General features: G+C 68.6%; 24 protein-coding genes and 1 other RNA gene. 17 read left to right on the top strand and 8 right to left on the bottom strand.

What is annotated here, in order from left to right; genetic code table 11:
- Positions 1–42: 42 nt before the first annotated feature.
- Together gap and tkt are read right to left on the bottom strand one after the other, a co-directional pair.
- Positions 43–1,053 carry a type I glyceraldehyde-3-phosphate dehydrogenase gene (gap, locus tag AC3RCC_RS07870; protein WP_291641405.1) on the bottom strand — a complete coding sequence of 337 codons (1,011 nt, stop codon included), beginning with the start codon at positions 1,051–1,053 and terminating at the stop codon, positions 43–45.
- 97 nt (positions 1,054–1,150) lie between these two features.
- The gene (tkt, locus tag AC3RCC_RS07865; protein ID WP_492258763.1) at positions 1,151–3,148 is read right to left on the bottom strand and encodes a transketolase; all 1,998 of its coding nucleotides are present in this window, start codon (positions 3,146–3,148) and stop codon (positions 1,151–1,153) included.
- 354 nt (positions 3,149–3,502) lie between these two features.
- On the opposite strand from tkt, the gene AC3RCC_RS07860 reads away from it, so the two are divergent.
- The 12 genes from AC3RCC_RS07860 to AC3RCC_RS07805 all read left to right on the top strand — a co-directional run bounded on the left by AC3RCC_RS07860 (position 3,503) and on the right by AC3RCC_RS07805 (position 12,890).
- Positions 3,503–3,772: a DUF4164 family protein gene (locus AC3RCC_RS07860; RefSeq protein WP_492258098.1), complete on the top strand. Its 270-nt coding sequence runs from the start codon at positions 3,503–3,505 to the stop codon at positions 3,770–3,772.
- A 13-nt stretch (positions 3,773–3,785) separates the two neighbouring features.
- The gene (locus tag AC3RCC_RS07855; protein WP_492258097.1) at positions 3,786–4,154 is read left to right on the top strand and encodes a cell division protein ZapA; all 369 of its coding nucleotides are present in this window, start codon (positions 3,786–3,788) and stop codon (positions 4,152–4,154) included.
- A 96-nt stretch (positions 4,155–4,250) separates the two neighbouring features.
- On the top strand, positions 4,251–5,315 hold the full coding sequence (locus AC3RCC_RS07850) for a D-alanine--D-alanine ligase family protein (protein WP_291648260.1): 1,065 nt from the start codon (positions 4,251–4,253) through the stop codon (positions 5,313–5,315).
- 149 nt (positions 5,316–5,464) lie between these two features.
- Positions 5,465–5,620, top strand: a non-coding RNA gene (ssrS, locus tag AC3RCC_RS07845) — 6S RNA.
- 6 nt (positions 5,621–5,626) lie between these two features.
- Entirely contained in the window at positions 5,627–6,202 is a 576-nt protein-coding gene (locus AC3RCC_RS07840; RefSeq protein WP_291633072.1) for a 5-formyltetrahydrofolate cyclo-ligase, read from the top strand.
- A 73-nt stretch (positions 6,203–6,275) separates the two neighbouring features.
- Positions 6,276–7,100 (top strand): TIGR00282 family metallophosphoesterase, encoded by an 825-nt coding sequence (locus tag AC3RCC_RS07835; RefSeq protein ID WP_291633070.1) that lies wholly within the window; start codon positions 6,276–6,278, stop codon positions 7,098–7,100.
- Between the two features lie 10 nt (positions 7,101–7,110).
- Entirely contained in the window at positions 7,111–8,265 is a 1,155-nt protein-coding gene (locus AC3RCC_RS07830) for a benzoate/H(+) symporter BenE family transporter (RefSeq protein ID WP_492258096.1), read from the top strand.
- Positions 8,262–8,915, top strand: a complete 654-nt coding sequence (locus AC3RCC_RS07825) for a thiamine phosphate synthase (protein WP_492258095.1) — start codon at positions 8,262–8,264, stop codon at positions 8,913–8,915. The genes AC3RCC_RS07830 and AC3RCC_RS07825 overlap by 4 nt, the downstream gene beginning before the upstream one ends.
- A complete protein-coding gene (locus AC3RCC_RS07820) occupies positions 8,912–9,832 on the top strand; it encodes a tetratricopeptide repeat protein (protein ID WP_492258094.1) in 921 nt (306 codons plus the stop codon). Before AC3RCC_RS07825 ends, AC3RCC_RS07820 begins: the two co-directional genes overlap by 4 nt.
- 94 nt (positions 9,833–9,926) lie before the next feature.
- The gene (locus AC3RCC_RS07815) at positions 9,927–10,715 is read left to right on the top strand and encodes an inositol monophosphatase family protein (RefSeq protein WP_452117011.1); all 789 of its coding nucleotides are present in this window, start codon (positions 9,927–9,929) and stop codon (positions 10,713–10,715) included.
- A gap of 146 nt (positions 10,716–10,861) precedes the next feature.
- Positions 10,862–11,821, top strand: a complete 960-nt coding sequence (locus AC3RCC_RS07810; RefSeq protein WP_291641721.1) for a flagellar motor protein MotA — start codon at positions 10,862–10,864, stop codon at positions 11,819–11,821.
- Between the two features lie 52 nt (positions 11,822–11,873).
- Positions 11,874–12,890: a peptidoglycan -binding protein gene (locus AC3RCC_RS07805; protein ID WP_291641689.1), complete on the top strand. Its 1,017-nt coding sequence runs from the start codon at positions 11,874–11,876 to the stop codon at positions 12,888–12,890.
- Positions 12,891–12,984: 94 nt separating this feature from the next.
- Here AC3RCC_RS07805 and AC3RCC_RS07800 read toward each other — a convergent pair whose 3' ends face one another.
- The 5 genes from AC3RCC_RS07800 to AC3RCC_RS07780 form a co-directional block, all read right to left on the bottom strand.
- The gene (locus tag AC3RCC_RS07800) at positions 12,985–13,437 is read right to left on the bottom strand and encodes a GNAT family N-acetyltransferase (protein WP_492258093.1); all 453 of its coding nucleotides are present in this window, start codon (positions 13,435–13,437) and stop codon (positions 12,985–12,987) included.
- Positions 13,438–13,710: 273 nt separating this feature from the next.
- Entirely contained in the window at positions 13,711–15,219 is a 1,509-nt protein-coding gene (locus AC3RCC_RS07795) for a tripartite tricarboxylate transporter permease (RefSeq protein WP_492258092.1), read from the bottom strand.
- Between the two features lie 4 nt (positions 15,220–15,223).
- Positions 15,224–15,697 carry a tripartite tricarboxylate transporter TctB family protein gene (locus tag AC3RCC_RS07790; protein WP_291648274.1) on the bottom strand — a complete coding sequence of 158 codons (474 nt, stop codon included), beginning with the start codon at positions 15,695–15,697 and terminating at the stop codon, positions 15,224–15,226.
- Positions 15,698–15,771: 74 nt separating this feature from the next.
- Positions 15,772–16,740: a tripartite tricarboxylate transporter substrate binding protein gene (locus AC3RCC_RS07785; RefSeq protein ID WP_291648276.1), complete on the bottom strand. Its 969-nt coding sequence runs from the start codon at positions 16,738–16,740 to the stop codon at positions 15,772–15,774.
- A 10-nt stretch (positions 16,741–16,750) separates the two neighbouring features.
- Positions 16,751–17,476: a FadR/GntR family transcriptional regulator gene (locus AC3RCC_RS07780; RefSeq protein ID WP_492258091.1), complete on the bottom strand. Its 726-nt coding sequence runs from the start codon at positions 17,474–17,476 to the stop codon at positions 16,751–16,753.
- Positions 17,477–17,781: 305 nt separating this feature from the next.
- Here AC3RCC_RS07780 and AC3RCC_RS07775 point away from each other — a divergent pair, with 305 nt between their 5' ends.
- From AC3RCC_RS07775 to AC3RCC_RS07755, 5 genes are all read left to right on the top strand, one after another.
- Entirely contained in the window at positions 17,782–17,937 is a 156-nt protein-coding gene (locus AC3RCC_RS07775) for a hypothetical protein (protein WP_291648278.1), read from the top strand.
- Between the two features lie 242 nt (positions 17,938–18,179).
- Positions 18,180–18,923 (top strand): glucosamine-6-phosphate deaminase, encoded by a 744-nt coding sequence (locus AC3RCC_RS07770; protein ID WP_492258090.1) that lies wholly within the window; start codon positions 18,180–18,182, stop codon positions 18,921–18,923.
- 7 nt (positions 18,924–18,930) lie between these two features.
- The gene (locus AC3RCC_RS07765; RefSeq protein ID WP_492258089.1) at positions 18,931–19,959 is read left to right on the top strand and encodes an N-acetylglucosamine-6-phosphate deacetylase; all 1,029 of its coding nucleotides are present in this window, start codon (positions 18,931–18,933) and stop codon (positions 19,957–19,959) included.
- Between the two features lie 49 nt (positions 19,960–20,008).
- On the top strand, positions 20,009–21,199 hold the full coding sequence (locus AC3RCC_RS07760) for an extracellular solute-binding protein (protein WP_291641708.1): 1,191 nt from the start codon (positions 20,009–20,011) through the stop codon (positions 21,197–21,199).
- Between the two features lie 284 nt (positions 21,200–21,483).
- Entirely contained in the window at positions 21,484–23,196 is a 1,713-nt protein-coding gene (locus AC3RCC_RS07755; protein WP_492258088.1) for an ankyrin repeat domain-containing protein, read from the top strand.
- A 28-nt stretch (positions 23,197–23,224) separates the two neighbouring features.
- On the opposite strand, the gene AC3RCC_RS07750 is transcribed toward AC3RCC_RS07755, so the two are convergent.
- Positions 23,225–25,216, bottom strand: a complete 1,992-nt coding sequence (locus tag AC3RCC_RS07750) for an acetyl/propionyl/methylcrotonyl-CoA carboxylase subunit alpha (RefSeq protein ID WP_492258087.1) — start codon at positions 25,214–25,216, stop codon at positions 23,225–23,227.
- Between the last annotated feature and the right edge of the window lie 2 nt (positions 25,217–25,218).

The following is a 25,218-nucleotide window of genomic DNA, read 5'->3' as shown; positions in this document are numbered from 1 at the left end:
GAATGGCCGCGCAGGGCGCGGCCATTCATGGACCCGGTCGGGTCAGATCAGCTTCGCCATGGCGACGGCGGTGTCGCTCATCCGGTTCGAGAAACCCCACTCATTGTCGTACCAGGTCAGGATGCGGACGAGCTTCTCGTCCATCACCTTGGTCTGGTCGAGCGCGAAGGTCGACGAGGCCGGATCATGGTTGAAGTCGATCGAGACGTTGGGCTGGTCGGTGACGGCGAGGATACCCTTCAGCGGCCCGCGCTTGCTGGCCTTGATGATGGCGTCGTTGATCTTCTCGACCGTGGTCTTGCGCTTCGACATGAACTTGAAGTCGACGACCGAGACGTTCGGCGTCGGCACGCGGATCGAGGTTCCGTCGAGGCGGCCCTTCAGCTCGGGGATGACGAGACCGATCGCCTTGGCGGCACCGGTCGAGGTCGGGATCATCGACATCGCCGCGGCGCGGCCGCGATAGAGATCCTTGTGCATGGTGTCGAGCGTCGGCTGGTCGCCGGTATAGGCATGGATCGTGGTCATGAAGCCCTTGTCGATGCCGACGGCGTCATGCAGCACCTTGACCACCGGCGCGAGGCAGTTGGTCGTGCAGGAGGCGTTCGAGACGACGATATGGTCCTTGGTCAGCTCGCCATGGTTGACGCCGTAGACCACGGTGAGGTCGGCGCCGTCGCAGGGGGCCGAGACCAGCACCCGCTTGGCGCCGGCGGCGAGATGGGCGCTCGCCTTCTCGCGCGTCGTGAAGATGCCGGTGCATTCCAGCGCGATATCGACGCCGAGCGCCTTGTGCGGGAGATCCTTGGGATCGCGCACGGCGGTGACCTTGATCGGCCCGCGGCCGACATCGATCGTGTCGCCGGAGACGGTCACGGTGCCGGGGAAGCGGCCATGCACCGAATCGAAACGGAAGAGATGCGCATTGGTCTCGACCGGGCCGAGGTCGTTGATCGCCACGACCTCGATATCCTTGCGCTTCGACTCGATGATCGCGCGCAGAACATTGCGCCCGATGCGGCCGAAGCCGTTGATCGCCACCTTGACCGTCATCTCAATCCTCTCCTTCGCCTTCAGGCGGCGCAGTCAGCGCCATTAGTGCGGGCAAATCGGCCAAACCATGGCGGATGCATGGTTCGGCCGCAGAAACTCAGGCGTTATGGCGCTTGAGCGCGGCTTCCGCCACTGCTTCCGGCGTAATGCCGAAATGCGCATAGACCTGCTTGTAGGGGCCGCTGGCGCCGAAGGAGGACATGCCGACGAAGCCGCCATCGGCGCCGACCACGGCGTCCCAGCCGAAGCGGACCGCCGCCTCGACCGCGATCTTGACCGGCGCCTCGCCGATGATCGCCGCCTTCACCGCCTCGTCCTGCTCCAGCAGCAGCTCGAGCGAGGGCACCGAGACGACACGGGCGCGCACGCCCTTTTCTGCCAGGAGCTTGCGCGCCGCGACCGCGATCTCGACCTCGGAGCCCGAGGCGAAGAGCGAGACCTGCGCCTTGCCGCCCTCGGCGGTGAGCAGCTCGTAGCCACCCTTCGCCGAGCGGTTGGTCGCCGTGCCGTCCTGGCGCAGCGGCGCGAGATTCTGGCGCGACAGGGCGAGCACGGTCGGCCCGTCGGTGCGCTCGAGCGCGATCTGCCAGGACTCGGCGGTCTCGATCGCGTCGGCCGGGCGCAGCACGCGCATGTTCGGCATGGCGCGCAGCGAGGCGAGGTGCTCGACCGGCTGATGGGTCGGCCCGTCTTCGCCGAGGCCGATCGAATCATGGGTCATCACATAGACGACCGGCAGCCCCATCAGCGCGGCGAGGCGCATCGCCGGGCGGGCATAGTCGGCGAAGACCAGGAAGGTGCCGCCGGCGGTGCGGAAGCCGCCATGCAGGGTGATGCCGTTCATCGCCGCCGCCATGGCGTGCTCGCGGATGCCGTAGCGGATATAACGCCCCTTCGGGGTCTTCGGGGTGAAGTCCTCGAGGCCCTTGGCCTTGGTGTTGTTCGACGGCGTCAGGTCGGCCGAGCCGGAAACCAGCTCCGGCATCACCGGCACGATCGCGTCGAGCGCCAGCTCCGAGGCCTTGCGGGTCGCGACCGCCTGCGGATTGGCAGCGAGCGCCTTCTTGTGGGCGATGACCGCCTTGCCGAGCTTGGCCGGCGGGGTCAGGCCGAGACGGCGCTCGAATTCGCCGCGCTTGCGCTCGGAGAGGCCGGCGAGCAGCCCCTGCCATTCCTTATGCGCCGCGGCGCCGGCGGCGCCGAGATCGCGCCAGGCCTTGAGCACGTCGGCGGCGACCTCGAACGGTCCGCCGGTGATGCCGAGCGCCTTCTTGGCGGCGGCGAGTTCCTCGGCGCCGAGCGGCTCGCCATGGGCCTTGGAGGTGCCGGCCTTCTTCGGCGCGCCGAAGCCGATCACCGTCTTGCAGGCGATCATGGTCGGCTTGTTCGACTTCTGGGCGCGGCGGATCGCCGCCTCGATCGCATCGGGATCATGGCCGTCGACGCGCTCGGACTTCCAGCCGCAGGCCTTGAAGCGGGCGACCTGATCGACCGAATCGGAAATCGACAGCGGCCCGTCGATCGAGATGCCGTTATCGTCCCAGAGCACGATCAGCTTGTTGAGCTTGTGGTGGCCGGCGAGCGCGATCGCCTCCTGGCTGATGCCCTCCATCAGGTCGCCGTCGGAAGCCAGCACATAGGTCTTGTGGTCGACCAGCTTCTTGCCGAACTCGGCGGCGAGCATGCGCTCGGCCATCGCCATGCCGACCGCGGTAGCGAGCCCCTGGCCGAGCGGGCCGGTGGTGGTCTCGACGCCCTTGGTCATGAAGTTTTCGGGATGCCCCGGGGTCTTCGATTCGAGCTGGCGGAACTTCTTGAGGTCGTCGAGCCCGAGGCCGCCCGTGCCGGTCAGATAGAGCAGCGCGTAGATCAGCATCGAACCATGGCCGGCCGAGAGCACGAAGCGGTCGCGGTCGGGCCAGGACGGCGCGGCCGCGTCGTACTTCATGATGCGCGAGAACAGCACCGCGGCGATGTCGGCGGCGCCCATCGGCAGGCCGGGATGGCCGGACTTGGCCTGCTCGACACCATCCATGGAGAGCGAGCGAATGGCGTTGGCGAGCCGCTCGTGTTGGGCGCGGTCGATCGCGGGCATCGTCATTGGCTCACTCCGGGGGGCAGGACGTCCGCTCGCGCGTGAAAACGGGCCGGCGAGCGGGAAACGGTTGCGGAAAAAGGCGCGCGTTCGATATGCCTTCGCCGCGAGCGGAGTCAATTCGAACCGCCCAGGCGATTTTGGCGCAATCCACCGCTTCCCGGACTGGTAGCGGCTAGCGCACGGCATGGAATTCCTGTGAATCGCCCGGCGCTTCAGAGCCTTAGAGGCGTTTCCGGGCCAAGGTCGGCCTTTCGGGGTGCGGCGACATGCACTAGGCTCCCGAATCGGTTGAGCCGGCTTGCGCCGGCCTGAAAAGGAAGAAACGTGGCGTCTCCGGCACTGGATCACGCCTTGTCGCGCCTCGAAGGCGCGCTCGGCCAGCTCGAAGCGGCCGCCCGCCGGCGGCTCGAGGCCGAGCGCGGCCGTGCCAATCTCGAAACCGAGCTGACGCTGATGCAGGACGACCGTGCCCGCCTCGCCGTCGAGCTCGACGGCACCATGGCGAAGCTCGGCCATGTCCAGGGCGCTGCCGAAGAGGTCGACCGTCGGCTCGACAAGGCGATGACGGCCCTGCACGAGATGATCGCGCGCGCCGAAGCGCCGGACGACGCTGAAAGCTGAAGAAAGAGCAGAGATGCCGCAGGTGAACGTCACCATTGCCGGCAAGGCCTACCGGATGGCCTGCGGCGAGGGCGAGGAGCCCCATCTGGAGAATCTCGCCCGCCTCTATGACGGCAAGATCGAGGAGATGCGTCAGGCTTTCGGCGAGATCGGCGATATGCGCCTGCATGTCATGGCCGCGCTGATGGTCGCCGACGAGGTCAGCGAGTTGCAGAAAAAGGTCGCAAGGCTGGAGGACCATTTGGCTTCGCTGCAGGGCCACGCCGGCTCGGCCGACCAGCGCGCCGGCGAGATCGAGCAGCGCGCGGCCGATGCGCTCGAAGCGGCGGCCGAGCGCATCGAGGGCGTGGCGCGCAGCCTGCTTCCGACCGCGGCGGGCTGATCAAGCCATCATCGCGGCGGCACCGCCGCCTTTGCAATTCCTCAATCATCCCGGACTGAGGCTCGGGAGCTGAACGAGTCGATGAAGGCGATGATGATGAGCGACAGGGTCCGGGTGGCAATTCTCCTCGGCGGCAAATCCGCCGAGCACGAGGTTTCGCTGATGTCCGCCGCCAATGTGGTGAAGGCGATCGACAAAGCGAAATACGACGTCGTGCCGATCCTGATCACCAAGGCCGGCCAGTGGCGCGAGCTCGCGCTGGAGAACGGGGTCCTGCCCGATCCGATCCCGCAGGGCGGCCCCGAGCTCTGCCTGCTGCCCGGCGGTGGCGGGCGCCTGCTGCGCCTGCAGGATGGCGCCGCGCCGCAGGCCCTGCCCAAGATCGACGTGCTCTTCCCGGTGCTGCACGGTCTCGACGGCGAGGACGGCTCGGTCCAGGGACTGGCTGCGGTCGCCGGCGTCCCGCTCGCCGGCTGCGGCATCGTCGGCTCGGCCAATGCGCTCGACAAGGACATCGCCAAGCGGCTGCTGCGCGAGGCCGGACTCGGCGTCGCCCGCTCGCTCACCGCCCGGCCGGGCGAGATGCCGAGCTTCGAACAGGCCACCGAAGCGCTCGGCCTGCCGCTCTTCGTCAAGCCGGCTCGGCAGGGCTCCTCGGTCGGCGTCAGCAAGGCGACGAGCGCGGAGAGCTTCGCGGCCGCGCTCGCCGAGGCCTTCCGCCACGACCGCGTCGTCCTCGTCGAGGAGTTCATCGCAGGCCGCGAGATCGAGCTCAGCGTCCTCGAACAGGCCGATGGCGAGACCATCGTCTCGCTGCCGGGCGAGATCGCCGCCGCCGCGAGCCATGGCTTCTACACCTATGAGGCCAAATATATCGACGAGGACGGGGCCCGGGTCGAGGTGCCGGCCAATCTGCCGCAGGAGACGATCGCGAAGCTCCAGGCCCTGGCGAAGCGCGCCTTCCATGCGCTCGGCTGCGACGGCATGGCCCGCGTCGACTTCTTCCTGCGCCCGGACGGCAGCGCGCTGGTCAACGAGATCAACACCATCCCCGGCTTCACCGATATCAGCATGTTCCCGAAAGCGCTCGCCGCCAGCGGCATCGCCTATCCCGATCTGATCGATCGGGTGATCCGCCACGGGCTGGCGCGGGGGGCCTGAGGCACACACCCGGCAGCGCCCTCATCCTGAGGGGCGAGCACGAGGCGGCGTCTCGCAGGATGAGGGTTCGCGGTGGAGTGCCGCATAATTTCTCGGGCGATCACATGAACCCTCTGGCGCTTTGCCGACATGCGCCTTACCTTGGCGGGGCGGGGCTGCCTGGTGCGTGAGAGTCATGTATTCCCGGGCCCATACGACTCCCTAGGGAGCTGTCCCTGACCGGGTCCCTGGACCCGGACACACGGCGCCCACCTACTTTGTAGGTGTCCCGGGATCGAAATCTCCACGGCCGAGGTGGCTCCGCACTGTCCATGACCGAAGCCACCTCTCCCGCCCCCTCCCCCCGCAAGGCCAAGCTGCGTGCCGAGGCCCTGGCCCGGCGCGACGCGCTCGAGCTCGACGACCGGCTGATCTGGGACGAGGCCATCACCGAGCGGGTGCTGGCGCTGCCGGCTTTCCCGGAAGGCCCGGTCTCGGCCTATTGGCCGATGCGCTCGGAAGCCGATCCGCGCCCGATTCTCGAAGCGCTGCATGAGCGCGGCCTGCCGCTCTGCCTGCCGGCGATCGTCGCCGGGCGCATGCATTTCCGGCGCTGGGCCCCCTGGGAGCCGATCGTCCCCGGCGGTTTCGGCACGCTGGTGCCGCAGCCTTCGGAGGCCGAGCTCCGGCCGGCCGTGCTGATCGTGCCGCTCGCCGCCTTCGACCGGCGCGGGTTCCGCATCGGCTACGGCAAGGGTTATTACGACCGTGCCATCACCGAGCTGCGCCCCCTCGCCACGGTCGGCATCGGCTATGCCGCGCAGGAAATCCCGGCCGTCCCCGACGAACCGCATGACCGCAGCCTCGACTGGATCGTCACCGAGAACGAAACCATACGCTGCGCCTGAGCGGCGCAGCGGTTGATTTGCCGACGCAATCGCGGCAGTGAAAGCGACCGCTGCTGCCACAGAGACCCCGACAATGCGTCTACTCTTCCTCGGCGACATCGTCGGGCGCGCCGGCCGCCAGGCCGTGCTGGACCGCCTCCCCGGCCTGCGCCAGCGCTGGAATCTCGACTGCGTCGTCATCAATGGCGAGAACGCCGCCGGCGGCTTCGGCATCACCGAGGCGATCTGCGACGAGATCCTCGCCGCCGGTGCCGACGTCATCACCCTCGGCAACCATTCCTGGGACCAGCGCGAGGCGCTGGTCTTCATCGAGCGCCAGCCCCGGCTGATCCGCCCGGCCAACTACCCGCCGGGCACGCCCGGGCGCGGCGCCGCCGTGGTCGAGGCGCGCAACGGGGCCCGCGTCCTCGTCGTCAATGTCATGGGCCGCCTGTTCATGGACCCGCTCGACGATCCCTTCGCCGCGGTCGAGCGCGAGCTGTCCGCCTGCCCGCTGCGTGACGTCGCGGATGCGATCGTCGTCGACTTCCACGCCGAGGCGACCAGCGAGAAGCTGGCCATGGGCTATTTCCTCGATGGCCGTGCCAGCCTCGTCGTCGGCACCCACACCCATGTCCCGACCTCCGACACCCGCATCCTGCCCGCCGGCACGGCCTATCAGTCCGATGCCGGCATGTGCGGCGACTATGATTCGATCCTCGGCATGCAGAAGGACGAGTCGATCCGCCGCTTCCTGCAGAAGACGCCGGGCTCCAGGCTCGAGGCCGCGCTCGGCCAGGGCACGCTCTCCGGCATCGCCGTCGAGACCGACGATGTCAGCGGCCTCGCCAAATTCGTCTCGGCGGTCAGGATCGGTCCCGAGCTCGCCGAGACCTGGCCGACCGCCTGGGATTCGTAAGGGCGCGCCGATGTCGCAGCTCTTCTCGGCCCTCGTCGCGGTCTTCGTCGGCTATGCGGCCTCGGTCGCGGTCGTGCTGGCGGCGGCGCAGGCGCTCGGCGCGACGCCCGGCCAGACCGTCTCCTGGCTCGCCGGTCTCGCCATCGCCAAGGGGCTCGCCAGCCTCATCCTGTCCTGGCGGCACCGCATGCCGATCATCTGCGCCTGGTCGACGCCGGGCGCCGCGCTGATCGCGGCTGCGAGCGGCGTCGACATGGCCTCGGCCGTCGGCGCCTTCCTTGCCGCCGCTGCGCTGATGATGGCGACCGCCGCCTTCCGCCCGCTCGGCGCGCTGGTCGAGCGCATTCCGATGAGCATCGCCGCCGCGATGCTGGCCGGCGTGATCTTCCGCTTCGTCGTCGCCGTCTTCGACGAGATGCGCCTGCAGCCGGCGCTGGTGCTGCCCCTGCTCGTCGTCTTCCTGCTGGCGCGGCTATGGAACCCGTTCCTCGGCGTCATCGCGGCCTTGGGCACCGGCCTCGCGCTCGCCTTCGCCACCGGCACCGCGACCTTGCCGGCCGGGTCGGTCGCGCTGACCCATATCGAGCTGATCGCCCCGCATCTCGACCTGACGGCGATCCTCGGCATCGGCATACCGCTCTATCTCGTCACCATGGCCGCGCAGAACCTGCCGGGCTTCGCCGTGCTGCGTGCCTCCGGCTATCATCCGCCGACCGCCTCCTGCCTGTTCGTCACCGGGCTGATGTCGTTCCTGACCGCGCCGACCAGCGCCCATATGGTCAACATGGCGGCGATCAGCGCCTCGATCTGTACCGGCGCCGATACCCATCCCGACCCGAAGGAGCGCTGGAAGGCCGGAATCTGGTACGCTTTCTTCTGGCTCGCCATCGCCGCCACCGCCGGCCTCTTGCTGGCGCTGATCCTCGCCATGCCGAAGGCGCTGATCATCGCCGTCGCCGGACTCGGCCTCGTCGGCTCGCTCACCGGCGCGCTCGGCCAGGCGATGGGCAGCGACAAGGAGCGCTTCGCCGCGGTCGTCACCTTCGCCGTCGCCGCCTCGAGCCTGTCGCTTTTCGGCGTCGGCTCGGCCTTCTGGAGTCTCGTCGCCGGCCTCGCGGTCTTGACATTGGACCACGTCGCGGGCCGTTTGCGCAGCCGATCATGAGCACACAACCGCCCCGCACCCGTCTGATGCTGGTCACGCCCCCGGTCCTCGACCCCGGCGCGATCTCCTTTCGCCTGATGCAGGCCTTCGCCGGCGGCGATGTCGCGGCCGTGCTGCTGCGGCTCGCGCCCGGCGACGAGCGCAGCCTGACCGAGCGCGTCAAGGCACTGGCCCCGCCGGTGCAGGCGCAGAACGTCGCGCTCGTGGTCGAAGCCTCGGCCCAGGTCGCCAGCCGCGGCGGCGCCGACGGTGTCCATGTCACCGAGGGCATCGAGGCGATCGCCGAAGCCCGCTCCAGCCTGCGCCAGGAGCGGATCATCGGCGTCGGCGGCCTGCGCTCGCGCCATGACGCGATGGATGCCGGCGAGGCCGGGGTCGACTATGTGATGTTCGGCGAGCCGCGGCCGGACGGCTCGCTGCCGCCGCTCCCCGCAGTGCTCGAGCGCGCCTCCTGGTGGGCCGAGATCTTCGAGACACCCTGCATCGCCTATGCGCCCGACGCCGAGTCGGTGCCCGCGCTGGTCGAGACCGGCGCCGAATTCCTGGCTCTGGGCGCGTGGCTCTTCGCCGAGGGGGTCGATATCCGCGCCGAGGTCGCCGCCGCCGATGCGGCGATCGCCGCACATGCCGCGCGCAAGGAGGCTCGATGAGGCTGCGCCTCGCTTTGCTGGCGCTGGCGATCGCCCTGCCGGCCCGGGCGGCGGAGCCCGACCTCGCCTATGGCGCCTATCAGGCCGGTCACTATCGCCGCGCCCAGACCGAAGCGCTGAAGCGGCTCGAAACCAATCCGAACGACGCTGCTGCGATGACGCTGCTCGGCGAGATCTACCGCCAGGGCCTCGGCATCCGGCTTGACCCGGCCACCTCCGCCGACTGGTACCGGCTCGCCGCCGAAAGGGGCGACATCAACGCCATCTTCGCCCTCGGCATGGCGACGCTTGAGGGCCAGGGCGTGCCGCGCGACTCCGCCAAGGCGGGCACCCTGCTCGAGAAGGCCGCCGCCGCCGGCCACCCGGCCGCGAACTACAATCTCGCTCTGGCCTTGCTCGCCACCGGCCAGCCGGCCGATGACAAGCGTGCGCTCGCCTCGCTCGGCATCGCCGCCAATGCCGGGATCGGCGACGCCATGCATGCGCTCGCCGTGCTCCACAAGATCGGCCGCGGCGTTCCCGCCGATGCGGAGAAGGCGGCGCAATGGATGGCCAAGGCGGCCGCCAGCGGCAATGTCGCCGGCGAGGTCGAATACGCGATCATGCTGTTCAATGGCGACGGCGTCGCCAAGGATGAGCGCGCCGCCTCGCGGCTGTTCATCCGCGCCGCCAACAAGGGCAACGCCATCGCCCAGAACCGGCTGGCCAAGCTCTACCAGTTCGGCCGCACCGTGCCGCCCGACCTCGCCGAGGCCGCGGCCTGGCATCTGGCGGCCCGCGGCCAGGGCCTCGCCGATGCGACGCTGGACGAGGTGCTGGAGCGGCTCTCCCCGGAGCAACTCGCCCGCGTCGCCCGCCTCGCCGCCGACCGGATCGAGGCCACGGCCTTGACGACGCCGAGCCAACCGAGCAAGTGACGGCGGAATTCGCGCCACCCGACCGGCGCCAACTGCCCGCTCTTTGATAGCCACTCCCGTTCTGCCGCCCCCGGCGCGCCCTGAGGTTCGTAAGATGATCCGTTCCCCGCTGATGACCGTGATGACCGATGCCGTGATGAAGGCGTCGCGTTCGCTGAAGCGCGATTTCGGCGAGGTCGAGAACCTGCAGGTCCTGGCCAAGGGCCCGGGCGACTTCGTCTCCAAGGCCGACCACAAGGCCGAGGAGATCCTGCGCGCCGCCCTGGAGAAGGCCCGGCCGGGCTATGGCTTCGTCATGGAGGAGAGTGGCGTCGTCGTCGGCACCGACGAGAGCAATCGCTGGCATATCGACCCGCTCGACGGCACCCACAACTTCCTGCGCGGCATTCCGCACTGGAACATCTCCGTCGCCCTGGAGCGCGACAACCAGTTCATCGCCGGCGTGGTCTACGATGCCGCCAAGGACGAGCTCTTCATCGCCGAGAAGGGCAAGGGCGCCTATGTCAACAACCGCCGCATGCGTGTCTCCGGCCGCCGCGAGTCGTCCGAGATGCTGATCGGCATGGGCGTGCCGCATATCGGCAAGGGCGGCCACCCGCTCTTCCTGCGCGAACTGGCGGCGGTGATGCCGCGCTTCGCCAATGTCCGGCGCATGGGCTCGGCCGCGCTCGACATCGCCTATGTCGCTGCCGGACGCATGGACGCCTATTGGGAGCGCGGCCTCAACACCTGGGATTTCGGCGCGGCGGCGGTGATGGTCCGTGAAGCCGGCGGCACCTTCGGAACGCTCGACGGCAAGCAGCCGACTTCGGCCCATGACGTGATCTGCGGCAATGAAGCCGGCGAGCCCGCGCTGCGCGCCGCCCTCAAAACGGTGGTCTGAGGCGGGGTAGACCGCATTCGCGCTTGATCCCGGCGTGGCGGGAGGCGACATTGCCAAGGGCGGAGAAACGGAACGGAATACCACGCATGGCCAATGACGAAGCGGCCCCAGAGGCCGTGGCGCGGGAGGATGCGGCTGCGGCGCCGATGCCCGCATTGCATTCCGAAACGCTCCGCTTCTCGCGGCCCTTGCGCTACTTCGTCCGGGCGCTGGTATTCCTGGCGCTGATCGGCTTCCTGGTCTTCATCCTCCAGGGCGGTCTGCGTTCCGCTTTCATGACCAATCCGGGCCTGAACGGCCTGATCGTCGGCGCATTGCTGGTCGGCGTGCTGATCGCGCTGCGGGAGCTCTGGCGCATCGACAGCGAGGCGCGCGCCGCGACGCGGCTCGCCGCCAGCCCGGCGGACGCCGCACTTCGCCGCTCGCAGGTGATCAGCCCGCTCGCCGCGGTGCTGCCCGCACTGCAACGGCGCAGCCTCGCCTCCGACCAGGCAGCGAGCCTGCTCGAATCGATCGCCGTCAGGCTCGACGACGGCCGCGAGGTCCTGCGCTATCTCGCCGGCCTGCTCGTCTTCCTCGGCCTGCTCGGCACCTTCTGGGGCCTGCTCGACACGGTGTCCTCCGTCGGCAACGTCATCAAGTCGTTGCGCACCGGTGCCGAGGCCGGCGTCCTGTTCGACGAGCTCAAGGCCGGCCTCGCCGCGCCGCTGGCGGGCATGGGCCTGTCCTTCTCGTCCTCGCTGTTCGGCATCGCCGGCTCGCTGGTGCTGGGCTTCCTCGAACTCCAGGTCGCGCAGGCCCAGCGCCGCTTCCGCAACGAGATCGAGGGCTATCTCGGCGCCAGCACCGCCACGAGCACCAGTGCCGGCCTCGACGGCCTCGGCGAGCGCTTCGACAAGCTCCATGCCGCGATCCAGGACGGCGCCAACAGCCGCGCCGCGGCGCAGGCCATGACCAATCTGGCCGAAGGCATCCAGGGCCTCGTCCAACACATGCGTTCCGAGCAGCAGCTGATTCGCGACTGGGTCGAAGCGCAGGCCGCCCGCGAAAAGGATCTGAAGCGCCTGATCGAACGCCTGACCGCCGACACGGTGACCGAGCCATGAGCCCGGCCCGGTTCTCCGGTCCTGGCCGGCTCTGACCGCAAGGAGCTAGCGCATGGCCCTGTCCCGCTCCCATCGCCGCGAGGACGTCAATTTCTGGCCGGGCTTCGTCGATGCGCTCTCGACGATGCTGATCGGCATCGTCTTCCTGCTCTCGGTCTTCGTCCTCGGCCAGTTCTTCCTGTCGCAGGAAATCTCCGGCAAGGACACGGTGCTCGACCGGCTGAACCGCCAGCTCTCCGAGCTCACCGACCTGCTGGCGCTGGAGCGCGCCGCCGGCAAGGAGGCCAAGGATTCGCTCGCTTTGCTGCAGTCGACCCTGACCACCGAGCAGGCCGAGCGCAGCCGCATCCAGGGCATGCTCGACAGCGTCAACGGCAAGGCTCCGGCGCAGCTCGCCGAGAGCCAGAAGGCGCTCGAAGCCGAGAAGCAGCTTTCGGCGCGGGCTCAGGCCACCGTCGAGCTGGTCAACCAGCAGATCCTCGCCATGCGCCGCCAGCTCGCCGCCCTGGAGGAGGCTATCGGTGCCGCCGAGGCCAAGGACAAGGAATCGCAGACCCGCATCGCCGAGCTCGGCTCGCGGCTCAATGTCGCCCTCGCCCAGCGCGTCCAGGAGCTGGCGCGCTACCGCTCCGACTTCTTCGGCCGGCTGCGCCAGGTGCTCGGCACCAGGCCCGACATCCGCGTCGTCGGCGACCGTTTCGTCTTCCAGTCCGAGGTCTTCTTCGATGCCGGTCAGGCGGTGCTGAAGCCGGAAGGCCGTGCCGAGCTCGACAAGCTCGGCACGATCATCGCCGATCTCGGCAGCGAGATGCCGCCGGACATTCCCTGGATCCTGCGCGTCGACGGCCATACCGACAACCGCCCGATCCGCTCGGCCCAGTTCCCCTCGAACTGGCATCTCTCGACCGCGCGTGCCGTCGCCGTGGTCGAGTATCTGATCACCAAGGGCATCCCGGCCGACCGCATCGCCGCAACCGGCTTCGGCGAGTTCCAGCCGCTCGACGTCGCCAACAATGACGAGGCCTGGCGCCGCAACCGCCGCATCGAGTTCAAGATCACCGAGCGCTGAGGCGCACCGGAAACGAATGCGGCCGGGGCCGCATTCGCGAGGAAAGGCAGAGCGACGCCCGGCCGGGCCTTCAGGCCTTCAGGCCTTCAGGCCTTCAGGCCTTCAGGCGCAGCTGCGCGTTCTCGAACGGCAGGCCCTCATCGTCCTGCGCCCTTCTCGACTGCTCCTCGAAGCCGAGGGCCTCGTAGAAGCGAAGGGCCTGGACGTTGCCGGTATAGACCTCCAGCACGAGCTCGCCCTTCAGCTTCAGCGCATGGGCGACCAGGGTCCTGCCGATGCCATGCCCCTGCTGGCCGGGCGCGACGAACAGCCCGCCGATGAAGTTGTCGAGGAGGCTGACGAAACCGACCGGCTCTCCGGCGCGGCAGGCCACGAAGGTCTCCGCCTCGGGGAGATATTTCGTCTCGATCAGGACGCGCTGCTCACGCAGGCGCTCCTCGCCGATGAAGGGGTGGGCCAGAAGCGAAGCTGCGAACCAGATGGCCGACAGCGTTTCGAGATCCGTCGACGCCTCATAGGCGCGGATCGTGGTTTCCAGGTTTTTCATGATGTTTCCGCAGATCGGAATGCAAGCAGAGAAGCCCCTTGGGGGGCTGATGACACCGCTGGATGCGGTTCAGACGAGGCCTCTGCGCATAAACTTCCTTCTGCCGATGGCAGGCCTGTAGCCCCGGAGCCGGCAGATCTCAAGGGCCTTTCCGGAACCTGATCCTCCCACCCGAAAAAAGCGCCCGCAGGCTGGGCCTGCGGGCGCTACAAATCCGGTGCCGTCCTCTTGCGCTGCGCGACGCCGGGCAGCGCGAGCAGGAGCGACCTGTCCCTACAGGTCCTGCGCCGTGACCTCGCGGCGCCGCCCGCCCCGCACCGAGGCGAGGATCGTCCAGGCGACGATGCCGATCGTGACCGTCGCCAGCACCGCGGCGATCGGCCGGTCGACGAGGCCGAGCAGGCTGCCATCGGACTTGATCATCGAGTTGATGAAATACTCCTCCAGCAGCGGCCCGAGCACCACGCCGAGGATCACCGGCGCGACCGGAAAGCCGTTCTCCTCCATCACGAAGGCGAGCACGCCGAAGGCCAGCATCAGCCCGACATCGAACAGCGAGTTGTTGATCGCGTAGGAGCCGAGGATGGCGAAGACCAGGATGATCGGCATCAGGACTTTGCGCGGCACCGTCAGCACCTTCGAAGCGACCTTGATGATCGCCCAGCCGAGCGGCAGCATCATCAGATTGGCGATGACGAAGACGAGGAAGAGCGCATAGACGTTCTGCGGGTTGCTGACGAAGATCGTCGGCCCCGGCGCCATGTTCTTCATCATCAGCACGCCGATGGCGATGGCGGTGATCGAATCGCCGGGAATCCCGAAGACCAGCGCCGGGATCCAGGCGCCGGCGAGCGAGGAATTATTCGAGGCGCCGGCTTCGATCAGCCCCTCCGGATGGCCGGTGCCGAACTTCTCCGGCTCCTGCGAGAAGCGCTTGCTCATCGCATAGGACATCCAGGCCGCCATGTCGGCGCCGCTTCCCGGCTGGATGCCGACCACCGTGCCGAGCGCGCTGCCGCGCAGGAGCTGCACCGGGTACTGCTTGGTCAGCCGCCACATATTGGCGAAGATCGGCCCGATCTTCTTGATCTTGATCTGCGGCGCGCTGCCATCGGCGATCATGTGGCGCATCACCTCCGAGCAGGCGAACATGCCGACCATCATCGGGATCAGCGAGACGCCGCCGAGCATCTCGGTGGAGTCGAAGGTGAAGCGCGGCTGGCCGGCCGGATTGTTCATGCCGACCATGGCGATCATCAGCCCGAGCAGCAGCGCGATGCAGGCCTTGAGCGGCGTCGAGGAACCGATGAACACGGCGCCGCCGAGCCCGAGCATGACGATCCAGAAAAACTCGACCGAGCCGAAGCCCAGCGCGAAATCGGCGATCGCGGGCGCCGCCGCCATCATCACCGCCGTGCCGAAGAGCCCACCCAGAACCGAGAACCAGAGCCCGATGCCGAGCGCGAGCTCCGGCTCGCCGCGCTGGGTCATCTTGTAGGAATCCTCGACATAGGCCGCCGAGGCCGGCGTGCCGGGAATGCGCAGCAGGCAGCCTGGAATGTCGCCGGAGAAGATCGCCATGGTCGAGGTGGTGACGATCGCGGCGATCGCCGGCACCGGCGGCATGAAGAAGGTCAGCGGTACCAGCAGCGCCGTCGCCATCGTCGCCGACAGGCCGGGAATGCAGCCGACGACCAGGCCGTAGATCGCGGAGGCGGTGATGACGAAGAGCACATAGGGATCGAGCACCATCCCCAGCGCGGTCACATAAGCGTCGAGCATGGTCTCACCAGCGCACGGGTTCGAGCAGCCCCCAGGGCAATTGCACCCCGAGGCCGAGATAGAAGATCGAATGCATCACCAGCGCGGCGGCGAGCGCGAGCGGCACGGCGAGCTTTGGCCGGACGCCGCCGGCGAGGAAGAGTACGGCCAGGATCACCGACCCGGCGATCAGGAAGCCGAGCGCTTCCGAGGCAAACACGTAGAACAGCACCGCGCCGGGCACGAGCAGGAGCCTGACGAGCGCAACGGGGCTCCGCGCCCAGTCGGCCAGCGCCAGCGCCGGCCCACGCTCGGGCGCGCGGGCGCCCTGCCAGGCGAGCAGCGTGGCGCAGAGCACCAGGAAGCCGGCGAGGATCAGCGGAAAGGCGGAAGGGCCGAGCGGCTGCTGCGACGGATTGGGCAGGTTCCAGGAGCCGGCAGCGAAGAGGCCGGCGACCACCAGGAAGATCAGCCCGGCGACGAGATCATTGAACTTCATGCGCATTTGCCCGGATGAGCGAGCGGAGCGCCGGGACGGCGCTCCGCAAGGAATAAGGCGAGCGAGTCTCGCTGCTACTGGCGCAGGCGCAGGCCGAGCGCGCCCATGATCTCGCCATTGTTCTTGTGCTGCGTGGCGAGGAACTCGCCGAAGGCCGGGCCCTTGGCATAGGCATGGCCGAAGCCGCGCTCGGCGAGGAACTTCTTGTATTCCTCGGAATTCGCGACCTTGTCGGCCGCCTCGACCAGCTTGGCGGTGATCTCGGCCGGAACTCCGGCCGGCGCCGCGAGGCCACGCCAGGTGCCGCCCTCGTAGTCCTTGCCGATCGCGTCCTTGACGGTCGGAACGGCCGGGAAGGCGCCGATCTTCTCCTTCGACATCACGGCGAGCGACTTGACCCGGCCGGCATCGAACATCGGCTTGCCTTCCGGCAGCGAGGACGGGACGATCTGCACGCCGCCCGAGGCCAGTTCCTGGAAGCCCGGGGCCGCGCCCTGGCTCGGCACCACCACGACGGCCTTGGGGTCGATGCCCTCGAGCTGGAGCAGGCCCGCGAAGGCGAGGTGATAGGCGGCGCCGGCAGCCATGCCGGAGAGCTTGTACTTGCCGACCGGCTGCTTCTTGATGTCGTCGAGCGCGGCGCGCAGATCGCCCCAGGGCGAGTTCGCCGCGACGTTGAAGGCGGCGGAATCGAAGTTCACCAGCGCGATCGGCGTCAGCTTCTCATAGGTGAAGGGGGCGGTGTTCGACCAGTAGAAGGTCGTGACCTCCGCCGTGGCGAGGCCGATCGTGTAGCCGTCCGGCTTGGCGTTGACCATTTCTGTATGGCCGACGACACCGCCGCCGCCGGTGCGGTTGACGACGTTGACCGGCTTGCCGAGTTCCTTCTCGAGTCCGGCAGCGACCATGCGCGCCACCGCGTCGGTACCGCCGCCGGCGGCCCAGGGCACGACCAGCGTGATCGGGCGCTCGGGCCAGGCCGCGCTCGCCGAGAAGCTCGTGGCCGCGAGGGCGGCCGCCATCATCAGGCTCTTCAGTTTCATCTCGTTCTCCCTAGGGTTTGTCGTTCTCGGTTCGCGCCGGCTTCAGGCTGCCGGAGAGGAGGTGTTGCTGGGTGTAGCCGAGCAATTCTTCCATCGCCCGGCGCGCCTTTGCGGGGTCGCGGGCGGAAATCGCCTGCGCCACGGCCGCATGATTTGCGAGATTGCCGGCGAAGACGCCGACCGTGATGTCGAAGAGCGCGCTCAGAATGGTGTCGATCACGCCGCGGAAGCTGCGCAGGATCGGATTGTGCGTGGCGTCGATGATGGCGAGGTGGAACGCCTTGTCGGCAGCGATCGCGGCGGCCGGATCGTCCTGCCCGCGCTCCATCGCGGCGAGAGCAGCCTCGATCCGGGCGCAGTCCTCCGCCGTCGCCCGCTCGGCCGCCAGCGCCGCGGCGGCCGGCTCGATGATGGCGCGGGTCTCGTCGAGGGCCAGCAGGATCTCGTTGCCGAGGCCGTCGCCGCCGCGCAGCCAGCCGAGCACGTCGCGGTCGAGCATCGACCAGTCATGTGCGGGGCGGACATGGGTGCCATGGCGCGGGCGTACGCTGACCAACCCCTTGGCGGCCAGGATCTTCACGGCTTCGCGCACCACCCCGCGCCCGGCCTGGTAACGCGCCTCGAGCTCGTGCTCGGGCGGCAGCGCCGCGCCGGGAGCGACCTCGCCACGCACGATCGCTGCGCCGAGATGGGCGACGATCGCACCGATCTTGCCGGGCTTCACGCCACGCCGCATTCCGCCTCCCTGACTTCGCCTTGTTGGCTTCGTGTCAGCTCTTTCGCACAGCGCGGGACCACCTGCAATCATTCATCCGATGTTTAACATCCGATCTTTGACGGAGCCTGCGCGGAACATCACGGAGCGGACCACGCTCTGGCGGGCTGGCGGGCTTGGAAGGCCCCCGTCATGCCGGCGGGAACGAACCACCCACGCCGGCCGCCGATGCCTTCCGGCACGGCTGTGCTAGAGCTTGCCATCCATCGCCAGCGGCAGGCGCCGCGTCGAGTTCAAGATCACCGAGCGCTGAGCCAGGTTAGCCGATGTCGACGATCAGCCTCTCCGAGGGCACGCTGCCGTATCAGCCCTGGATCGATGGCAAGGGCGATACATTCCATCTCGTGCACGACAATAAGTGGTATCGCCTGACGTTGGATGAGGTCCTTGCACGCCTTGAAGGAGGTTCAGCGGCAGTCTGACCGCTATTATGCGCGAGTGCACGCTCCGCCCATCCATGCCGCGGGCCGATCTGGATCGGGTCGCCGCAGATGTGGTCAAAGACCGCGTTGGCTGGCTGCGAACCTGTGCGCGCAAGCCCCGCGAAAAGCTGCGGCGCCATGCCTTCGCGACAGGTGCATAGCCCCGCGCCCATGCTAGGCTGACAGCTGGGATGGTAGTATCCCAGATGGCGACCGCCATAGTCGTGCCGGGCAGGAGCAGCATGATCGATATCCGCATCACCCCCGACAAGCAGGAGCTCGGCCGGCAGGCTGCGGCACTCGGTGCCGAGACGATCCGCGCCGCCATCGCCCGTCATGGCGAAGCGAATATCATCGTCGCCACCGGCGCCAGCCAGTTCGAGATGCTGCAGAACCTCGTCGCCGCCGAAGGCATCGACTGGTCAAAGGTCACCGCCTTCCATCTCGACGAATATGTCGGCCTGCCCGTATCGCATCCGGCGAGCTTCCGGCGCTATCTGCAGGAGCGCTTCGTCGCCCCGCTCGGCGGCAAGGTGACCTTCGTGCCGGTCAATGGCGAGGGCGACGCGCAGGCCGAAACGGGCCGCCTCAACGCCCTGATCGCCGGTCGGCGCATCGATCTCTGCTTCGCCGGCATCGGCGAGAACTGCCATCTCGCCTTCAACGATCCGCCGGCCGATTTCGAGACGAAAGACTCCTATATCGTCGTCACGCTCGACGAAGCCTGTCGCAACCAGCAATTCGGAGAAGGCTGGTTCGAGAGCCTCAAAGCCGTGCCGGAGCGTGCGATCTCGATGAGCGTGCACCAGATCCTGAAGAGCGAATTGATCATCCTGTCGGTCTCGGACACCCGCAAGGCCAAGGCGGTCCAGCACGCGCTCGAAAGCGAAATCTCGCCACAGTACCCGGCCTCGATCCTGCGCCGGCACGCCAATACCGTGATGTTCATCGATCCGGCGGCCGCCTCGCTGCTGAAGCAGGGCTGAGACGGCGATGCCCGTCTCGCCCGGTCTCATCGACCTCCAGGTCAACGGCTTCGGCGGGGTCGATTTCAACGATCCCGCGATCACCGCGGCCGATCTCGACCGGGCGCTGGAGGCGATGCTCAAGACCGGCGTCGCCTTCTGCCTGCCGACGCTGATCACCGCCCATCCGCACGAATTGCAGGAGCGCTTCCGGGCGCTCGACGCCGCGGTGTCGCAGAGCCGGCTCGGGCCGCTGATGTGCCCGGGCTATCATCTCGAAGGCCCGTTCCTGAACCCCGCGCCGGGCTATCATGGCTGCCATCCGCCTGCGGCGATGACCGCGGCCAAGCTCGACCTCGTCAGCGGGCTGGAGCGCGACCTGACCCGCCCGATCCTGATGGTGACTCTGGCCCCCGAGCGCGAAGGCGCCCTCGCTTTGACGAAGGCGCTGGCCGAGGCCGGCAAGATCGTCGCCATCGGCCATTCCGCGGCGGATTTCGACGTGGTCGCTGCGGCCGCCGATGCCGGGCTCAGCCTCTCCACCCATCTCGGCAACGGCCTGCCGCAGAGCCTGCACAAGCTCGCCAACCCGGTTTTCGCCCAGCTCGCCGAGGACCGGCTGATGGCCGGCTTCATCGCCGACGGCATCCATCTCCATCCCAAGGCCTTAAAGGCGCTGATCCGGGCCAAGGGCTTCGAACGTTCGATCCTGGTCACCGATGCTGTGGTCGCCGCCGCGGCCCCCATCGGCCGCTATCACTTCGCCGGCATGGCGGTCGATCTCACCGCCGATGGCTCGGTCCGCCAAGGCGAAGGCCTGCTCGCCGGCTCGGCGCTCTGCCTCGACCAGGCGGTGCGCAATCTCGTCGCCTGGGGTATCGCCACCGCCGATGACGCACTCGCCATGGCCTCGCGCCATCCGCTCGCCGCAATCCGGCCAGCGCTCGACGCGCATGGCATCACCCTTGCCGAAGGCGCGGTTGAATGGTCGGATGGCCTCTTCGTCGAGCGGATCCGCATCGGCGATGCCGAGCGCCGTTACGAACGCCGGCCTTGAGCCGCCGCGACGCCTTAGCAAGACGCCATAGCAATAACAGGGGAACGCGATGACCGAGGATTTCAATGCCATCAGCCGCCGCACCGTGCTCGGCGGTCTCGCGGCGGTCGCCGCCGGCGGCCCGGCCTTCGCGGCCTCGCCGCCGCTGCCGACGAGCCCGGTCGTGATCAGCATCATGGATGTCGGCGGCGCGCTCGCTTTGATGCAGAAGGCGTTCGAGGATTACCGCGCCGCCAATCCCAAGCTGGTCTCGCGCATCGCCTTCGTGAAGGCACCCGCCCCGGAGCTCGCCAGCAAGCTCAAGGCGCAGCAGGATGCCGGGCGGGTCGATCTCGACCTGATCCTGACCGGCAGCGACGGCCTCGCCGCCGGCCTCGAGCAGAAGCTCTGGCAGAAGATCCTGCCCGATTTCTCCGACAAGTTCCCGAATATCGAGGCCAATTACGAGCCGGCGGCGCTCAACCTGCACAAGGCGCAGGGCGACGGCTTCGGCGTCGTCGTCAACTACTACCCCTCCGGCCCGCTGCTCGAATACATGCCGGACAGGGTCAAGAACGTGCCGACCACCGCCGAGGAGCTGCTCGCCTGGGCCAAGGCCAACCCGAACAAGTTCATGTATGCCCGCCCGACCAATTCCGGCCCGGGCCGCACCTTCATGATGGGCCTGCCCTATATCCTCGGCGACAAGGACCCGCAGGACCCGGTCAATGGCTGGGACAAGACCTGGGCCTATCTCCAGGAGCTCGGCCAGTACATCGAGTACTATCCGGCCGGCACCGGCGCGACGATGAAGGAGTTCGGCGACGGCTCGCGCGACATCATCATCTCGACCACCGGTTGGGACATCAATCCCCGCGCGCTCGGCATCGTGCCGAAGGAAGCCAGGATCCAGACGCTGAAGGGCTTCCACTGGGTCTCGGACGCCTTCTTCATGTGCGTGCCCAAGGGCGTCCCGAACGATCGCCTCGCCGTCGTGCTCGACATCATGGCCCATGTGCTGACGCCGAAGATGCAGGCTTATTCCTATGACGAGGGCTATCTCTATCCGGGTCCTGCGGTGAGGAACGTACCGCTCTCGCTGGCGCCGGAGGCGAGCCAGAAGGTCATCGCCGAGTTCGGCCGGCCGGAATATGCCGACCTGATCGCCAACAACCCGATCGAGCTGCCGCTGAAGCCCGACAAGATGGTCGTCGCCTTCCGCAAATGGGACGAGCTCGTCGGGGCGAAGCGGGCAAAGTGAGCCCCTGTCGTCATGGTCGGCCTTGTGCCGACCATCCACGCCTTCCTTGATCGAGGCAGTGTTCAAGACGTGGATGCTCGCCACAAGGGCGAGCATGACGGTGGAGCAAGCCATCGCATTGACTTACCCGCTGCCATGCGTTTCTCATCGCCGCAGAGCGCATGGGGCGCCACCTGTCCGCGGCAAGGGAGCCTGCTCCCACCCAAATCGGCTAGAGCGCATCTCACCATCGCTTTCTTCCGGCCTGTGAAGCGGACATCAGGCTCTTTCCGGAAGGAAGAACCATGTCCTTGTCCGTCCGCGAGCTCACACCCCGTTCGAACCTCGAAACCATCCGCCGCCAGGCCAAACGCTGGCTGAAGGAGATCGAGGCCGGCGACGGCGCAGCCCTCGCCCGCTGGCACGCCCAGAACCAGACCCGCCTGCCGAAGCTGCGCGAGGTCCAGCATGCCCTCGCCCGCGAATACGGCTTCGCCAGCTGGGCGGCGCTGAAGCAGGAACTCGCGGCCCGTGAGCTCGCGGCGCGCGGCAAGGCGGCGGTCGTCGCGCTATTCCTGGAAAAATCGGCGTTGCGCTATGGCGTCCGGCCCGGCACGCAGCAATGGGGAGGTTATGAGGCCGACCGCCCTGCCCGCGGCGCGCTTGCCCTGCACCTACTCGAACGCCACCCCGAAATCGCCCGCGACAGCATCCACACTGCCGTCGCCGCCCATGACCTCGCCGCCATCGGCGCATTCCTGGCAGAGAATCCCGCTCTCGCGACCGACCGGAGCGCGTTCGACGGCTGGACGCCGCTGCTCCGCCTCGCCTTCACCCGGCTTCCGGACCACGCGGCGGCAGCGAATGCGCTGGGGATCGCCGAGCTCCTGCTCGCGCATGGCGCAGACGCCAACGGCTTCTGGAGTGATGGCAGCAACCATTTCACCGCCCTGACCGGCGCCGTCGGCGGCGGTGAGAACGGCCAGCCGGCCCATCCGCAAGCAGAGGGGCTAGTGCCGCTGCTGATCGCCCACGGAGCCGATCCGCTCGACGGGCAGGCGCTCTACAACAATTCGCTCGGCGCCGACGCGACGCTCTGGCTCGAACTCTTCTGGGACGAAACGGCAAAGCGCGGTCAGCAGGGCCGCTGGCACGAGCCGATCCGCGAACTGCCGGCGCCGCCACTCGACTACCTGCTCGGCAATGCCGTGCCGCGCCAGCCCCGGCGCGCCGCCTGGCTCCTCGCCCATGGCGCGCATGCCGACGCGGTCGATGCCCACACGAAGCACAGCCTGGTCAGGCAGGCACTGCTCGACGGCCGCGACGACCTCGTCACGCTTCTGCTCGATCACGGCGCCGCCCCGGTCGAACTCGGCGAGCGCGAGGCCTTCATCGCCGCCATCGCCCGTGCCGACGACGTCGAGGCGAGCCGGCTGCTGCAAGCGCATCCCGAGTTTCGTCTCGATCCCGGCCCGATGCAGGTCGCCATCCGCCAGGGCCGTCCCGAAATCACCGCCCTGGCGCTCGGCCTCGGCCTGTCCCCCGATGCCGAAAGCCGCGACGGCGTGCGCGCCTTGCACGAGGCGGCCGGCGCCGACGCAGTCGAGATCATCGCCTTGCTGCTCGCGGCCGGCGCCGAGATCGATCCGGTGGAGCACCGTTTCGGCGCGACGCCGCTCGGCTGGGCCCATCATCAGGGCGCGAGCGCCGCACAGGCGCTGCTCGCCGCCCGCAGCCGCGACATCGGTGCGCTCTGCCGCGCCGGCGAGGGCGAGCGGCTGGAGGCGCTGCTCGCCGAAGCCCCGGGGCTCGCCAACGCTCCGACGCGCTCCGGCGATCCGCCACTGTTCTGCCTGCCCGATGACGACGCCGGCGCCGCCGACCTCGCCGAACTCCTGCTGGCGGCAGGTGCGGACCGGCAGGCGCGCAATGCCGCCGCGCTGACGCCGTCCGAGGCGGCGCGCCGCCGCGGCCTGCTCGACACCGCCACGCTGCTGACGGCTCCGGCGAGCAACTGAGCCTGTGAGGGCCGGGCCGGCGCGCCGCTCAGCCCGCCGGCTCGATCAGCACCAGTCGCTTGCCGGCAGAAACCGTCTCGCCGGTCCGGCAAGCGACATCCGAGACGACCCCGGCGATCTCGGCGGCCAGCGAGGTGAACAGCTTCATCGATTCGAGCACGACGACGACCTGCCCGGCCTCGACCCGCTCGCCCGCGACGATCCTGACCTCTGCGACCACGCCCGGCATCGAGGCATTGACGGCACCCGATCCCGACGAGGCGCCATTGGCGCCGGCTGCGATCCGCGTCGCGCTCGCGAGGCTGAAATCGAAGCTCTCGCCGTCGAGCATCAGCCTGACGCCTCCATCCGCGACGGCATGGCTGCCGCGCAACAACCTTCCCTCGCAGGTGACCTCGAAACTCTCGCCGCCGCTGTGCAGGATGAGCACGATCTCACCGTCCTCGTCGCGAACCGCACGCCCGCCGTCCGGCAGGGCCCGAACCTCCAGCCGCGTCGCCTTGCCTTCCTCGCTCGCGACGAGATGGCTGGTGGCGAGGCCGCCCGCCGGCGCCAGCACGCGGAAACCGGACAGCCCGGCCCAGGCATCGCCGCCGGGTCGCGCCGCCTCCTGCCGCGCGAGCCAGAGCAAGGCGGCGGCGGCGCGCGCCAGACGGTGGTGCGGCCGCCGGGCCACCCAGCCCTCCGGGAAGGCCTCCTCGATGAAGCGTGTCGTCGCCCGGCCCTCGGCGAAGAGCTTGTGCTCGACGGCATCGGCCAGGAAGGGCAGCGTCGTCGCCGGGCCGAGAATGGCGAAATCGCGCAGGCCTGCCGCCAGCCGGGCGCAGGCCTCGGCCCGGTCGCTCCCGGCGGCGATCGCCTTGGCGAGCAGCGAATCGTAGAACAGCGTCACCTCCGAGCCGATGCGTACGCCGCTGTCGATGCGGATCGCGCCGGGCTCACGATACCCCTCGATCCGGCCGGCATCGGGACGAAAGCCCTGATCGGCCCGCTCGGCGGTGATCCGGGCCTCGATCGCATGACCGCTCTCACGAATTTCGTGCTGCAGCGCCGGCAGGCGCTCGCCGGCCGCGATCCGGATCTGCCATTCGACGAGATCATAGCCGGTGATCGCCTCGGTCACCGGGTGCTCGACCTGGAGACGGGTGTTCATCTCCAGGAACCAGGGCTCGTCGAAGCCGTCCTCGAGGATGAATTCGACGGTGCCGAGATTGTCGTAGCCGATGGTCCGGGCGAGCGCGACGCCGCGCTCCAGCAGCTTGGCCCGGATCACCGGGGCGAGGTTCGGCGCCGGCGCCTCCTCCAGCACCTTCTGGTTGTTGCGCTGGACCGAGCAGTCGCGCTCGAACAGGTGCACGACATTGCCATGCTTGTCGCCCGCGACCTGCACTTCGAGATGGCGCGGGCGCAGCACCAGCTTCTCGATCAGCAGCGTTGGATCGCCGAAGGCGGCCTGCGCCTCGGCGCGGGCCATGTCGAGCGCCGGCACGAGCTCCGCCGCCTGGAACACCCGGCGCATGCCCTTGCCGCCGCCGCCGGCCGAGGCCTTGATCATCACGGGATAGCCGATCCGCGCCGCGGCCTCGGCGAGCGCGGCGTTCGACTGGTCCTCGCCGGCATAGCCCGGCACGCTCGGCACGCCGGCCCGCTCGGCGATCAGCTTCGAGCCGATCTTCGGGCCCATGGCGGTGATGCACTCGGCGGATGGCCCGACGAAGATGCGTCCTTCCTCCCGGCAGAGCAGCGGCAGATCCGGCTTCTCGGAGAGGAAGCCGTAACCGGGATGGATCGCCTCGGCGCCGCTGCGCGCTGCCGCTTCCATGATCGCTTCGGCGCGCAGATAGCTGTCGCGCGCCGCAGCCGGGCCGATGCGCACCGCCTCGTCGGCGCATGCGACATGGAGCGCATCGCGATCCGCATCGGAGAAGACGGCGACGGTGCGGATGCCGAGGCGCCGGCAGGTGCGCATGATCCGCACGGCGATTTCACCGCGATTGGCGACGAGAAGAGAGCCGATCATCT

The sequence above is a fragment of the Allobosea sp. GW823-FHT01F03 genome, from assembly GCF_058798075.1.
This window is presented reverse-complemented; position numbering and strand designations above follow the sequence as displayed.

Bases quoted from the DNA above. Each gene is read 5' to 3' on its own strand.
- AC3RCC_RS07760 (WP_291641708.1), top strand. From the start codon at position 20,009: ATGACCGAGGATTTCAATGCCATCAGCCGCCGCACCGTGCTCGGCGGT.
- AC3RCC_RS07770 (WP_492258090.1), top strand. From the start codon at position 18,180: ATGATCGATATCCGCATCACCCCCGACAAGCAGGAGCTCGGCCGGCAG.
- AC3RCC_RS07820 (WP_492258094.1), top strand. From the start codon at position 8,912: ATGAGGCTGCGCCTCGCTTTGCTGGCGCTGGCGATCGCCCTGCCGGCC.
- AC3RCC_RS07810 (WP_291641721.1), top strand. From the start codon at position 10,862: ATGCCCGCATTGCATTCCGAAACGCTCCGCTTCTCGCGGCCCTTGCGC.
- AC3RCC_RS07850 (WP_291648260.1), top strand. From the start codon at position 4,251: ATGAGCGACAGGGTCCGGGTGGCAATTCTCCTCGGCGGCAAATCCGCC.
- AC3RCC_RS07775 (WP_291648278.1), top strand. From the start codon at position 17,782: ATGTCGACGATCAGCCTCTCCGAGGGCACGCTGCCGTATCAGCCCTGG.
- AC3RCC_RS07765 (WP_492258089.1), top strand. From the start codon at position 18,931: ATGCCCGTCTCGCCCGGTCTCATCGACCTCCAGGTCAACGGCTTCGGC.
- AC3RCC_RS07835 (WP_291633070.1), top strand. From the start codon at position 6,276: ATGCGTCTACTCTTCCTCGGCGACATCGTCGGGCGCGCCGGCCGCCAG.
- AC3RCC_RS07750 (WP_492258087.1), bottom strand. From the start codon at position 25,216: ATGATCGGCTCTCTTCTCGTCGCCAATCGCGGTGAAATCGCCGTGCGG.
- AC3RCC_RS07840 (WP_291633072.1), top strand. From the start codon at position 5,627: ATGACCGAAGCCACCTCTCCCGCCCCCTCCCCCCGCAAGGCCAAGCTG.
- AC3RCC_RS07855 (WP_492258097.1), top strand. From the start codon at position 3,786: ATGCCGCAGGTGAACGTCACCATTGCCGGCAAGGCCTACCGGATGGCC.
- AC3RCC_RS07830 (WP_492258096.1), top strand. From the start codon at position 7,111: ATGTCGCAGCTCTTCTCGGCCCTCGTCGCGGTCTTCGTCGGCTATGCG.
- AC3RCC_RS07780 (WP_492258091.1), bottom strand. From the start codon at position 17,476: ATGCGGCGTGGCGTGAAGCCCGGCAAGATCGGTGCGATCGTCGCCCAT.
- gap (WP_291641405.1), bottom strand. From the start codon at position 1,053: ATGACGGTCAAGGTGGCGATCAACGGCTTCGGCCGCATCGGGCGCAAT.
- tkt (WP_492258763.1), bottom strand. From the start codon at position 3,148: ATGCCCGCGATCGACCGCGCCCAACACGAGCGGCTCGCCAACGCCATT.
- AC3RCC_RS07825 (WP_492258095.1), top strand. From the start codon at position 8,262: ATGAGCACACAACCGCCCCGCACCCGTCTGATGCTGGTCACGCCCCCG.
- AC3RCC_RS07755 (WP_492258088.1), top strand. From the start codon at position 21,484: ATGTCCTTGTCCGTCCGCGAGCTCACACCCCGTTCGAACCTCGAAACC.
- AC3RCC_RS07785 (WP_291648276.1), bottom strand. From the start codon at position 16,740: ATGAAACTGAAGAGCCTGATGATGGCGGCCGCCCTCGCGGCCACGAGC.
- AC3RCC_RS07800 (WP_492258093.1), bottom strand. From the start codon at position 13,437: ATGAAAAACCTGGAAACCACGATCCGCGCCTATGAGGCGTCGACGGAT.
- AC3RCC_RS07815 (WP_452117011.1), top strand. From the start codon at position 9,927: ATGATCCGTTCCCCGCTGATGACCGTGATGACCGATGCCGTGATGAAG.
- AC3RCC_RS07795 (WP_492258092.1), bottom strand. From the start codon at position 15,219: ATGCTCGACGCTTATGTGACCGCGCTGGGGATGGTGCTCGATCCCTAT.
- AC3RCC_RS07790 (WP_291648274.1), bottom strand. From the start codon at position 15,697: ATGAAGTTCAATGATCTCGTCGCCGGGCTGATCTTCCTGGTGGTCGCC.
- AC3RCC_RS07805 (WP_291641689.1), top strand. From the start codon at position 11,874: ATGGCCCTGTCCCGCTCCCATCGCCGCGAGGACGTCAATTTCTGGCCG.